This is a genomic window from Pseudaminobacter soli (ex Zhang et al. 2022) (assembly GCF_014595955.1).
Taxonomy (GTDB): domain Bacteria; phylum Pseudomonadota; class Alphaproteobacteria; order Rhizobiales; family Rhizobiaceae; genus Kumtagia; species Kumtagia pseudosoli.
Genome location: NZ_JABVCF010000012.1, coordinates 167,933 through 179,633 on the forward strand (window position 1 = coordinate 167,933; position 11,701 = coordinate 179,633).

At 64.8% G+C, this 11,701-nt stretch carries 13 protein-coding genes and 1 tRNA gene; 8 read left to right on the forward strand and 6 right to left on the reverse strand.

All coding sequences use genetic code 11. From position 1 onward, the window contains the following. The first annotated feature begins 33 nt into the window (after positions 1 to 33). From HUI96_RS21505 to rpiB, 4 genes are all read left to right on the forward strand, one after another. Positions 34 to 1,023, forward strand: a complete 990-nt coding sequence (locus tag HUI96_RS21505; RefSeq protein ID WP_188256739.1) for a TRAP transporter substrate-binding protein — start codon at positions 34 to 36, stop codon at positions 1,021 to 1,023. A 93-nt stretch (positions 1,024 to 1,116) separates the two neighbouring features. Then, the gene (locus HUI96_RS21510; protein ID WP_188256740.1) at positions 1,117 to 1,584 is read left to right on the forward strand and encodes a TRAP transporter small permease; all 468 of its coding nucleotides are present in this window, start codon (positions 1,117 to 1,119) and stop codon (positions 1,582 to 1,584) included. Between the two features lie 5 nt (positions 1,585 to 1,589). After that, the gene (locus tag HUI96_RS21515; RefSeq protein WP_188256741.1) at positions 1,590 to 2,867 is read left to right on the forward strand and encodes a TRAP transporter large permease; all 1,278 of its coding nucleotides are present in this window, start codon (positions 1,590 to 1,592) and stop codon (positions 2,865 to 2,867) included. Positions 2,868 to 2,887: 20 nt separating this feature from the next. Beyond that, positions 2,888 to 3,334, forward strand: a complete 447-nt coding sequence (gene rpiB / locus HUI96_RS21520; protein ID WP_188256742.1) for a ribose 5-phosphate isomerase B — start codon at positions 2,888 to 2,890, stop codon at positions 3,332 to 3,334. A 295-nt stretch (positions 3,335 to 3,629) separates the two neighbouring features. On the opposite strand, the gene HUI96_RS21525 is transcribed toward rpiB, so the two are convergent. From HUI96_RS21525 to HUI96_RS21540, 4 genes are read right to left on the reverse strand one after another with little or no spacing between them, the layout of a single operon-like run. After that, on the reverse strand, positions 3,630 to 4,376 hold the full coding sequence (locus HUI96_RS21525; protein WP_188256743.1) for a GntR family transcriptional regulator: 747 nt from the start codon (positions 4,374 to 4,376) through the stop codon (positions 3,630 to 3,632). A 1-nt stretch (position 4,377) separates the two neighbouring features. Further along, positions 4,378 to 5,226, reverse strand: coding sequence for an ABC transporter permease (locus HUI96_RS21530; RefSeq protein ID WP_188256744.1), 849 nt, complete (start codon positions 5,224 to 5,226; stop codon positions 4,378 to 4,380). Further along, positions 5,223 to 6,032, reverse strand: coding sequence for an ABC transporter ATP-binding protein (locus tag HUI96_RS21535; RefSeq protein WP_188256820.1), 810 nt, complete (start codon positions 6,030 to 6,032; stop codon positions 5,223 to 5,225). Before HUI96_RS21535 ends, HUI96_RS21530 begins: the two co-directional genes overlap by 4 nt. An 8-nt stretch (positions 6,033 to 6,040) precedes the next feature. Beyond that, positions 6,041 to 7,078: an ABC transporter substrate-binding protein gene (locus HUI96_RS21540; RefSeq protein ID WP_188256745.1), complete on the reverse strand. Its 1,038-nt coding sequence runs from the start codon at positions 7,076 to 7,078 to the stop codon at positions 6,041 to 6,043. A gap of 238 nt (positions 7,079 to 7,316) precedes the next feature. Between HUI96_RS21540 and HUI96_RS21545 the strand changes: the two genes are divergently transcribed. The 4 genes from HUI96_RS21545 to HUI96_RS21560 all read left to right on the forward strand — a co-directional run bounded on the left by HUI96_RS21545 (position 7,317) and on the right by HUI96_RS21560 (position 10,395). Then, on the forward strand, positions 7,317 to 8,015 hold the full coding sequence (locus tag HUI96_RS21545; RefSeq protein WP_188256746.1) for a fumarylacetoacetate hydrolase family protein: 699 nt from the start codon (positions 7,317 to 7,319) through the stop codon (positions 8,013 to 8,015). Beyond that, a complete protein-coding gene (locus HUI96_RS21550) occupies positions 8,012 to 8,629 on the forward strand; it encodes an RraA family protein (RefSeq protein WP_188256747.1) in 618 nt (205 codons plus the stop codon). Before HUI96_RS21545 ends, HUI96_RS21550 begins: the two co-directional genes overlap by 4 nt. Then, complete coding sequence (locus HUI96_RS21555) at positions 8,626 to 9,495, forward strand: NAD(P)-dependent oxidoreductase (RefSeq protein ID WP_188256748.1); 870 nt, start codon at positions 8,626 to 8,628, stop codon at positions 9,493 to 9,495. The genes HUI96_RS21550 and HUI96_RS21555 overlap by 4 nt, the downstream gene beginning before the upstream one ends. A gap of 69 nt (positions 9,496 to 9,564) precedes the next feature. Further along, entirely contained in the window at positions 9,565 to 10,395 is an 831-nt protein-coding gene (locus HUI96_RS21560; protein ID WP_188256749.1) for a sulfite exporter TauE/SafE family protein, read from the forward strand. Positions 10,396 to 10,947: 552 nt separating this feature from the next. Here the strand turns inward: HUI96_RS21560 and HUI96_RS21565 are convergent. Then, positions 10,948 to 11,023 (reverse strand) — tRNA-Ala (locus tag HUI96_RS21565). 146 nt (positions 11,024 to 11,169) lie between these two features. Next, on the reverse strand, positions 11,170 to 11,547 hold the full coding sequence (locus HUI96_RS21570) for a TIGR02300 family protein (RefSeq protein WP_188256750.1): 378 nt from the start codon (positions 11,545 to 11,547) through the stop codon (positions 11,170 to 11,172). Between the last annotated feature and the right edge of the window lie 154 nt (positions 11,548 to 11,701).

Below are 11,701 nucleotides of genomic sequence, written 5' to 3' on the forward strand. Positions count from 1 at the left end.
GCACGAAGCATGAAGCAAGGGAGGATTTTCGACATGCTGCAGAGGACCATCATTCGCGCCCTGACCGGCGCCACCGTCGCGCTCGCCTTGACGGGCGCAGCCCTCTCCGCCGACCTGCGCTACGCGCATGTGGGCGCGGAGGGCGACATCCAGACGATCTATGCCGCCGAGGCGGCCAAGGGCATCGCCGCCGCGACCAACAACGAGGTGACGGTGACCGTCTATCCGGCGAGCCAGCTCGGCGGCGTCGCCGAAATGGTCGACGGCATCAAGATGGGTTCCATTTCGATCGGCCACCACGACTTCGCCTCGCTCGCGCGCCTCGTGCCCGAAGTGGCGGTGTTCAACGCGCCCTTCATCTATCGTGACGGCGAGCATGCCTTGAAGGCGACCGATCCGGCGACTTCGCCGGCGCTGCAGGCGATCAACGAGAAGCTGGTCGCGCAGGGCGTGCGCATCATCGGTCGCATCTATCGCGGCGACCGGCAGATCTCGTCCAACTTCCCGGTGAAGTCGCCGGCCGATCTCGCCGGCAAGCCGTTCCGCGCCGTGCCGCTCGAGCTCTGGGTCTCGATGGTCAAGGGCTTCGGTGCGATCCCGACCCCGGTTGAGGTCGCCGAGTTGCCGACCGCGCTGATGACCGGCGTGGTCGTCGGCCAGGAGAACCCGCTCACGATGATCGCCTCCAATAACCTCAATGAGGTGCAGTCGCACATCTCGATGACGGGCCACATGCGCGCCGTGCTCGCGGTCTTCGTCAACGAGGAGATCTGGCAGGGGCTTGCCGAGGAGCAGCGATCGGCGATCACCAAGGTGCTGGACGACGAAGCGAAGAAGTCGCTGCAGATGGCGCAGGAAGGCGAAGCCAAGCTCGTCGAGGAGCTCAAGGGCCGCGGTATGACCGTCATCACCGAGGCTGACGGGCTGGACGTCGCTGCGTTCCGCGAAAAGGTCGGCGCCCAGATCGCCCAGGACTTCCCGAACTTCACGCCGCTGATCGAGCAGATCCAGGCAGTGAAGTAAGTCTCGACAAGCCGGGGCCTTGTTGCCCCGGCCGCCCACCAAATCAATCGTCCGCTGCACCTTGCGTGCCGCGCGACCGGCAGGGAGAACGGGATGCGCGTCCCGGAACGCATTCTCACGGCATTCGTCGTCATCGTCATGGCGGGCCTCGTGCTTGTGCCCACGGCTCAGGTCATCATGCGCGGCGTGTTCGTGCTGCCCTTCATCGGGGCGGAGGAGTTCACGCGCTTCCTGCTGATCTGCCTGATCTTCTGCGCCTATCCGCTGGTGGTGGAGAACGGCGAGAACATCGTCATGGGCGAGTTCAAGGCGGCGATGCCGAAGCGACTGCGCGGGATCGTCAACTGGACGATTTCGATCACGGCCATCGGCGCGACCGGCTTCATCGCCTATGTCACCGCGACGAACATCTCGAAGAACCTCACCAACGCGACGCCGACGCTCGGCATCCCGTTCTGGATATTCCTCGGCGCGACCCTGTTCGGCTTCGCCGGCGCCGCGCTCATCCATCTTCTCCACCTGCGCAAACCGCCGCAGGCCGACACCAACATCGCGGTTTGACACTTATGGGTTTCGCAGTCGTCATCGCCTTCCTGGCGCTCTTCATGCTCGGCTTCCCGGTGGTCTATGCCATCCTGCTGCCGTCCATCGCCTACGTGCTGATCGAGGGACTTCCCCTCGGCCTCCTTGCCCAGCGCATCACCTACGCGCTCGATTCCTTCCCGCTGGTCGCGGTGCCGCTGTTCATCTTCGTCGGCAACCTGATGAACCTGTCCGGCATCACCGACCGCATCTTCCGTTTCGCCTACACGCTGGTCGGCCGCGTCCCCGGCGGTCTGGCGCAGGTGAACGTCTTCGGCAGCCTCGTCTTCTCCGGAATGTCTGGCGCCGCGCTCGCCGACATTGGCGGGCTCGGCCGCATCGAGATCGACGCCATGAAGAAGCGCGGCTTTGATGCGTCCTTCGCGGGCGCCGTCACGGCCGCCTCGGCCACGCTCGGGCCAATCTTCCCGCCATCGATTCCGCTGATCGTCTACGGTTCGGTCACCAGCGTCTCGATCGTTCAACTGCTGATCGCGGGCATCATGCCGGCACTGGTCTGCACGGTGCTGCTGATGGTGACGGTGCTGATCGTGGCGACCCGTCACAAGCATCCCCGCGCCGAGCGCTGGCCGACGCCGTGGGAGGTCGTGCGCGACTTCCTGCCGGCGCTGCCGGCCATCATCGCGCCCGTGTTGATGATCGCCGGCATGACCTACGGCGCCTTCACGCCGACGGAAGCTGCGGCAATGACGGCGATGTATGTGATCGTCATCAGCGCGGTGTTCTACCGCGAACTCACCCTCGAGCACCTGTGGAACTCGGCGGTGCTGACGGCGCGCAGTTCGTCGGCGATCCTCATCATCGTCGCGGCGGCCGCTCTATTCGGTTGGATCCTGGCGGTGGAGCAGGTGCCGCAGACCTTCGCGGCAGCACTCCTCAGCCTCTCGAGCGACCCGCTGATGCTGCTGATCATCGCCAATCTCATCTTCTTCGTCGCCGGCATGTTCCTCGATTCCACGACGGCGACGCTGCTCCTGGTGCCGATCATCGCGCCGCCGCTGGTGCTGGCGGGCGTCGACCCCGTCCAACTCGGCATCGTGACGATCTTCAACCTGATGATCGGCCTGCTGACGCCACCGATGGGCCTATCTCTGTTCCTCGTGTCGGACATCGCCAAGGTGTCGATCCGGCAGCTTCTCAAGTCGCTGCTCCCCTTCTACATCCCGTTGCTGACCACGCTTGCGATCCTCACCTTCGCGAAGGATTTCACGCTATGGCTGCCTCGAATGATCGCCCAGTAATTTTCCGGAGACCCTCCAAGATGCGCATCGTCATCGGTTCCGACCACGCCGGCTTCCCGCTCAAGGCGACCATCATCGACCACATCAGGTCGCTGGGGCACGAGGTGCATGACGCGGGATCCTACGACCCCAATCCGGTCGACTTCCCGGACATTGCGAAGACGGTCACTTCGTCGATCATCGAGGGCAAGGCCGACCGCGGGCTCATGGTCTGCGGCACCGGCGTCGGCGCGTCGATCGCCGCGAACAAGGTGAAGGGCATCCGCGCCGCGGTCTGCCACGACGTGCATTCGGCCCACCAGTCCGTCGAGCACGACGACGTCAATGTCATGTGCATCGGCGCGCAGATCGTCGGAGCCTGGCTCGCCAAGGATCTCGTGACGGCCTACCTGCAGGCGGAATTTTCGACCGACGAGGATTTCCGCCGCCGCGTGCGTAAGCTCGCGGAGATGGACGGCGAGCGCTGAGGTCAATCCTCTAGGATACACACTCCCGTCGGCAATCCCTCAGAAGGTTGCCGATGGGACGCAATTGCCATTTCAAGTCGCGCTCAGGATCGTCGGCTTTTGGCGCGCGACCACGACCTCCAGCATTGTCACCTGCGATGTCTGCTTCCGGGGCGGAGGCAATGTTTGTTTCTTTGGCCGATCGGGCGCAGAGCGGCCCCGCTCGCCCATCATGCCCGCGCCGTTCCAAGAGGACTGACTCAGGACTTCACGTCGCGGGAAACGCGGACATTCTCGAACTGATCGTTTCGTCCCTCTAACGGGCAGAGCCCGCCCGGGCGCGCGGGCGCGCAGGCTGTGTCTCGGAATGATCGGGGATGACCTGCCGCAGCCCTTCCAGGGTGGTCTCGTAATGCTCGGTGAGCAATTGGCAGGCGCGCTCGACATCGCGTTCCAGCACGACGTCGAGGATCGCCTGGTGCTCGGCCGCCGCGCCTTCGCGCCGCTGCCGGCTCGGATTGCTGTTCATGGAGAGATTTCGATAGCGCACCGCCTGGTCCATCAGCGTCGAGCAGAAGCCGAGCAGCCAGTTCGACCCGCAGCGGTCGAGCAGCAGCATGTGGAACTCCTTGTGCCGGACCTCCCACTCTTCTGAAAGCTCGCGCCCGGCCTCCACGGGCAGCCGGCGATGCGTGCGCGCTAGCCGGTGATAGCTGACGACGAGCGCCTCCTCCCAGGCCTCGTCCGCATTGCGCATGGATTCGGTGAGCGCGCGGGTCTCGAGCCAGATGCGTGTCTTCACCAGTTCCTCGAGATCGGCCATCGAAATGGCCGCGACGAAGAAGCCGCGATGGCTCTTGCGCTCGACGAGGCCCTCGGAGGAGAGCCGGTTCAGCGCCTCCCGCACCGGCACGGCGCCGATCCCGTAACGCTCGGAGACCGCCTCGATCTGCAGCTTCTCGTCGGGGAACAACTCGCCCTGCAGGATATCGCGGCGGATCCTGTCGTAGGCCTGTTCCGACAGGTTCCTGACTTCCGCCGCGCCGTTTGCGGGATCGCTCATCTTAGCCGATCGCCCCCGGCCTTTCGGACTTGTTCCAGAAGATGAATCTACGCTGAATCCAGGCGATGGTAAAATAGAGCGCCAGCCCGAGAAGGCTGAGATAGAGGATGAGCGCAAAGACGCGCGGCGTGTTCATCTGGCTAGCCGATTGCCTGATTAGCGCGCCGAATCCCTTGCCCCCGCCCAGAAACTCCCCGGTGATCGCGCCGGCCATCACGCCGACCGAGGCGATCTTCAGGCCGGTGAAGATATAGGGCAGGCCCGTCGGCATCTTGAGCTGGATCAGCGTCTGCCAGCGCGAGGCCCCCATCGACTTGAACAGCATCCGTTCGTTCTCGCTCGCCGCATAGAGGCCCGCAGCCGTCGCCACCACGATCGCGAATGTGGCGATGAAGGCGGCGAGCGCCACTTTGGACGAGATATCGAAGCCGAGCCAGGCGATGAAGAGGGGCGCGAAGGCAATCTTCGGCATCGTGTCGATCGCAACGAGATAGGGCATGACGGCGCGTTCACCGAACTTCGTCTCGCCGACGAGGACGCCGAGCGAGAAGCCGATCGCAGCCGCGATCAGGAAGCCGTAGAGGACGGTGATTGTCGTGGTCCACAACGCGGTCAGCATGTAGTCGCCGGTGATCAGGTTGCGGCCGACGAAAATGAGGTCGTCCAGCGTCTCCTTCGGGCTCGGCAGGATGATGGGCGAGACCCAGCCCATGCGCGTGACGAGGTCCCAGATCGCGACCACGACGACGAACAGGATCGTCATGGCCAGCCAGCGCGGGATGCGGTCGATCAGCGCGTCGCGCTCGACCCAGATGGTGTCCTGGCCTGCGGTGCTCGGTGCGTCGGTCATACGAAAGCCTCCCGGCCCAAGAGGTCACGGATATATGCCACGATCTCGCCGAAGCGGGGCGTGTTGATCATGTCGAGCGTGCGCGGCCGCGGCAGGTCGATCTTCACCTCCTCGACCACGCGGCCGGGACGCGGCTTCATGACGAGGATGCGGTCGGACAGGATCACGGCCTCGGCGAGCGAGTGCGTTACGAGGAAGGCGGTCGCCTCGCGCTCCAGGCAGATGCGCTGCAACTCCATGTTCATGAAATCGCGGGTGAGCTCGTCGAGCGCGGAAAACGGCTCGTCGAGCAGCAGCACGGCCGGATCGGCGATCAGCATGCGGCAGATCGCGGCGCGCTGCGCCATGCCGCCCGAAAGCTCGCTGGGATAGACATTGCCGAAGTCCCCGAGGCCGACCAGGCGCAAGAGGTCGAGCGCGCGGCCCTTCGCTGCCTTGGCGGCGGCCCGGCCCTCGCGGATCTCGATCGGCAGCACGATGTTTTCCACCGTCGTCTTCCACGGCAGCAGCGTCGCATGCTGGAACATCATGCCGATGTCGGGCCTGGTGCCCATCACCGGTTTGCCCTCGAGGACCACGCGGCCGCTCGAGGGTGGCAGGAGCCCCGCCATGATCTTGAGCAGCGTCGACTTCCCGCAGCCCGAGGAGCCGATGACGGACACGAACTCGCCCTTGCGGAGCGTCAGGTTCACGTCCGTCAGCGCAGTCAGGTTGTTGCGGGCATAGGTCTTCGACAGCCGCTGGATCTCATAGACCGGCCGCGCCGGGGGCGCGGTCGACTGGGCTTCGATTAGGCGGGGCTCCATCAGCATTGTCAGGCGTTCCAGCCGTCCACGAACTCGTTCGTATAGACGGCCGAGAGATCCGGCAGCGGCTTTTCGAGCGCTCCCGCCGCAACGGCCGAGTCGTGGATCGCCTGCCAGTGCTCCGGCGGCTGATAACCGTAACCCTTGTCCTTCAAGGCGTCGGTCGGGGTCATGCGGTAGATGACGCCTTCCAGCAGCGAGGCGGCAAAATTCTTGTCCTCGCCCTCCTGCGGGTTGCCCGCCGCGCAGTGGGCCAGCACCTTGTCCTTGTTGGCAGCGTCATTGGCAAAGCGCGTGCCGCGAACCAGCGCACGGCCGAATTTCGGCGCGAGATCCGGTGTCGCCGCCATCTGGCTTTCCAGCATCGCGATGCCGTTGCCGAAGAAGCCGAGATAGGCATCGGGCGTGATCTCGCGCAGCTTCAGCCCGCGCGCGGCCAGGATCGCCGCGTCGGAGACCGCGCCCGCATAGCAGGCCACCTCGTCGCGCAAGAACGCCACCGCGGCGGTGCCGCCGTCGCCGACCGGCAGGAAGGTGTAGTCCGTGCCTTCCTTCATGCCGAGATCGGTGAAGATGGCGCGGCTGAACGACACCTCGGCGCCGTCGGCGGTGCCGACGCCGATCACCTTGCCCTTGAGGTCTTCAGGCTTCTTGAACTCGCTGTCGTCCTTCACCAGCAGGCCGAAGACCGACTTCGGATAGAGGTTGTAGATGAACTTGACGTCGACGCCGCGGGAGCGCGCGCCGAGCACCGGGCCGGGTCCGGGTGCGCCGATCTGCGCCTGGCCGGCGGACATGGCCTGCAACACGGCCGACGAGCCGTCGATGGCCTCGAGTGTGGGCTTCAGCCCTTCCTCTTCGAAATAGCCTTCGCCCAGGGCCACCCAGTAGGGCATCCAGGTCAGGGCCGACGGGTTCGGCACGGCAAAGGTGATTGCGGTCTGCGCACGTACGATCGTCGGCATGCCGATAGCGGCGGCGGCCACGCTGCCGGCGGCGAGCTTGCCGAAGCTGCGGCGCGATAGTTGGGTCTTCAGTAGCGTCATTTCCTCTCCTCCCACTCAGTCCTGTGGAGCCGGCAAAGCGAGATTGCCTCCGGCACCACGAGGTCAGACTATACAATCTATGCTCGTTTGCAAAAAGAATATATGAAACGCGCCAAAAACGTGTTTCATATCTTGATCCGTCCGCCGATCCGGGAAATTGTGCGCCGGCCTGACTCGCCGGGACCAGCGATCGCGCGAGCGGAAAATTGAATAAGAACCCGTTACAGGGAGGACATTGATGGTTTCCTACGCCGTTTCACCGCCGCCGCAGGCACATCTCGACATCACTGGTTCGGACGATAAGTTTCCGGTCCGGCGCATCTACTGCATCGGCAAGAACTACGTCGCTCATATCCGTGAGATGAATGCCGACGAGCGCGACCCGCCGGTGATCTTCCAGAAGCCCGCGGACGCAATCGTGAAGAACGGCGGCGAGATCCCCTATCCGGTGTTCACGAACAACTTCCATTACGAGTGCGAACTGGTCGTGGCGCTCAAGTCGGGCGGCTACAACATCTCCGAAGCCGACGCCGCGAAGCACATCTTCGGCTATGCCGTCGGCCTCGACATGACTCGGCGGGACCACCAGGCTCTTGGGCTCGCCAAGGGCCTGCCGTGGGAGATCACGAAATCCTTCGACCATTCCGCGCCCGTCGGGCCGATCACGCGCGTGGAGGACAGCGGCCTGCTCGAGACCGGCCATGTCCGGCTGAAGGTCAATGGCGAGGTGCGCCAGGACGCCGACATCTCCCTGCTGATCTGGAAAATCGATGAGATCATCTCGAAGCTCTCCGAGCAGTACCGGCTGATGCCCGGCGACATCATTATGACCGGCACGCCCGCGGGCGTCGGCGCGGTGGTAAGCGGGGACGTGCTCGAGTGCTCGGTCGACGGCCTTGCGCCGATGCAGGTGCGCATCGGAGGCGCCGCGGCGTGAGCCTTGCCGCCCGCCTAGCCGCGCTGGGGACCGCGACGATCGGGGAGGCCGCACCGTCGGCCCGCATCGTCGCGCTGCCCTTCCGCCCGCTTGCGCCAGCAATGGCGGCGGCGGGCCCGGCGCTCACCGTGCGCTGCCGGCCGGGCGACAATCTCGCGCTGCACAGGGCGATCGCCGCGGCTGAGCCCGGTGACGTTCTCGTCGTCGATTACGGGGGCAGCACCGAGAGCGGCCCCTTCGGCGAGATCATGGCGCTCGCCTGCCAGCTTCGCGGCATCGCGGGACTGGTGACCGACGGCTCCGTGCGCGACAGCGCGCGACTGATCGAGATGGGCTTTCCCGTCTTCGCGCGCGGCCTCAACATCCGCGGCACGACGAAGCTGGACCAGGGCGAGATCGGCGGGCCGATCACGCTCGGCGGCGTGCGCATCGACCGCGGCGACTTGATTGTGGCTGATGCCGATGCGGTCATCGTCGTGCCGGCGGCCGACGCCGAGGAAGCCCTTGCCGCAGGCGAGGCCCGCTCCGCCAAGGAGGCGCGCATGATGGAGTGCCTGCGCGCCGGCGAGACGACCTTGCAGATCCTGGGACTGACAGAGGGAGAGGAGCCATGAGCATGATTGGCATTGCCGGCACCGGCCGGATGGGCTCGGCCTTCGCACGCCGCCTCCTCGAGACCGGCCATGCAGTCACCGTGTGGAACCGCACGCAAGAGCACACCGGGCAGGCAGCCGAAGCGGGCGCGCGCGTCGCGCCGGACCTCGCGGCCCTTGCGGCCTGCGACGTGATCCTGATTTCTCTCACCGACGCTGCCGCGGTTCACGCCGTCGTGGACGGGCTGGTCGCCGCGGGCATCACTGGTCGGCTCGTCGTAGACATGTCCACCCTTCTGCCGGAGGAAAGCCGCGCCATCGGAGCAAAAGTCACGGCGGCCGGCGCCGATTTCGTCGACTGCCCCGTAGGCGGCACGGTCGCGCCGGCGCTGAAGGGTCAGCTTCTCGGCATGGCGGGCGGCACCGAGGCCGCCTTCGAACGGGCCAAACCGATCCTCGAAAAACTCTGCCGCCGCGTCGAGCATCTCGGCCCCGTGGGGACTGGCGCGCAGATGAAGCTCGCCATCAACCTGCCACTTGCCATCTACTGGCAGACGCTCGCCGAGGCGATGGCGCTGCTCAAGGGCGCGGGCATTCCGGCCGAGACCGCCATCAGCCTGATCGCCGACAGCTCGGCCGGGCCGACCGTGCTGAAAAACCGCGCGCAGGTCGTGGTGGATACGCTGGACGGCAAGGACCAGCCGGGCACCTTCGACATTGCGGGGCTGGCCAAGGACCTTGATCTGGCGCTGCGCTTCGCGGCCGCGGGCGTGGAGACGCTGCCTCTGTCGGAAGCCGCAAAAGCGAGCTACGAACGCGCGCTGGCTCAAAGTCTCGGCCGTTTTGATGGCGCAAGCCTTACGCGCATGCTGCTCTCCAAGGCATGAAGCCGAAACATGGAAAGCGGTTTGCGGACGATATCGTGATCCAACCCGACTGCATCGTGAATTAGCGCCTTGGAAATCCTGTCCGACCCCTCCACCCTCTCCGCACTTATCACCGCCCTCGCGGTCGCCGGTGCGGCGATCGGCTTCCTCGCGGGCCTGTTTGGCGTTGGCGGGGGCGCCATCTCGGTACCGATCTTCTACGAGATCTTCGGCGTTCTGGGCTACAAGCCGGAGGTCGCGATGCCGCTTGCCGTCGGCACCTCGCTCGCCGTCATCGTGCCCACCTCGATCAGTTCGGCGCGCGGGCATTATCTAAAGGGCGCGGTCGATATGGCGCTACTGCGCATCTGGGCGGTGCCGGTCCTGATCGGCGTTCTGGTGGGTGCCGCGATCGCGCGCTATGCCGATCCGGCGGTGTTCCAGGCGGTCTTCATCGGCGTCGCGGGCTTGAACGCCGTCAAGCTGCTGACAGGCGGCAAGGGGTGGCGGCTGCGCGACGAGTTGCCGGAGCGCGGCGTGCTGAGCATCTATGGCGCCCTGATCGGCCTCGTCTCTTCGCTGATGGGCATCGGCGGCGGGGCGGTGTCGAACCTCGCCATGACGCTGCATGGCGTGCCGATCCACCGCGCGGTTTCCACAGCGGCGGGCGTGGGCGTCCTTATCGCGATCCCCGGCACGATCGGCTATATGCTCGCCGGCGCGGGCCGGCCGGACCTGCCGCCCGACGCGATCGGATTCGTCTCGCTCGCCACCTTTGCACTGACGATCCCGACATCGCTGCTGACGACGCGCCTCGGCGTTTCGCTCGCACATTCGCTGTCCCGCCGGATGCTCGAAACAGCCTTTGGCGTGTTCCTGCTCCTGGTTTGCAGCCGATTTGTCTGGGGCATTGTCAGTTAGTCCAGATAGCTGCGCGATCTGCTCCTGCTCTTTGTTTTGTTCTGTATCGGGGAACACGATCCTTTGGGTCGCGGGAGGAGGTTGTCTGACAAATCGCCGAAGGATTTGTTCGATCGCACCTCCCAGTTCGACTCGGCGCAGCTTGTTACGTCGAGGCAGTCGGCACCTGAAATGCCTCGAAATGAGGCCTCGTGTAGAGACGATGATCGATGGCCGAGTGATTCGACCCTGATCCAGGTGTGATTTACGGTCGCGTCTCCATCCCTAGGCAGGTACGAGAAGGCCCACGGCCTCGGCTCACAGGAAGCCCGCTTCTGAAGCGGCCAGGCATGGTCGCGCTACACCTGGATGGACCGTCCCGATAAGAGTTACGTCGTGATTTTTCGACGATCTCAGGCGCTTTGCACGCGATACCGAGTTTCACCTCAAACTACGCCAGAAACTCAATAAGAGAAACGCGCGCGTCGAGTGCCCCAAGTGTTTGGTTTCCAACCGCAGAGACCGACTGGCCTTTCAAGGCCTTAACACAATTTCACGGACACGATCCGGTTTTGGTGGAGCCAAGCGGGATCGAACCGCTGACCTCCTGCATGCCATGCAGGCGCTCTCCCAGCTGAGCTATGGCCCCATCACCGGCGGAAGCCGGCGCCCTGGCGGGCGATGCAGACGACCCCGAAGGACCGTCGCTGTGAGGCGGCTTCTAGCGCCGCCTCTTCACAAGATCAAGCCTCTCGTGAGGCAATTCTCACAGCTGCTTCGACGCGGCCGCGAAAGTCATCCTTCGTCGTCCTCACCGACGCCGATGATGCCGGAAACGTCGTCTCCGTCCTCTTCCTCGTCCTCAAGGAAGACATCCTCTTCGTCGTCGCCGAGATCCACGTCGTCGTCGCCGAGGTCCGGCAGATCGTCGCCGCCGCCCTTCGTCTCCTCATCCGCATCCTCGAGCGAAACCACGTCCGGAGCCTCGTCGTCGGTCTCGTGCTCGTGCTCGTCGTGCTCCTCTTCGTCCATCGACTTGGAGTTGGTCTCGAAATAGGAGCGGGGATACGACTTGCCCGTATACGGCGAGACGATCGGGTCCTTGTTGAGGTCGTAGAATTTGCGGCCCGTTTCCGGGTCGATCCGCTTGGTACCGAGTTCCTCTTTTGCCACGTCTTAGCCTCGTCCTGAAAGAACGGTCCCCTTAACGGCAGTTTACCGCAGTTGTCAAAGCGAAATAGGCCGATTCGGGCCTTTGGAAATATGGTCGCAGACCCGCTGCCGCTGAAGGGATGACCGGTCTCGATAGGCGTGATAGGAGGCCGCG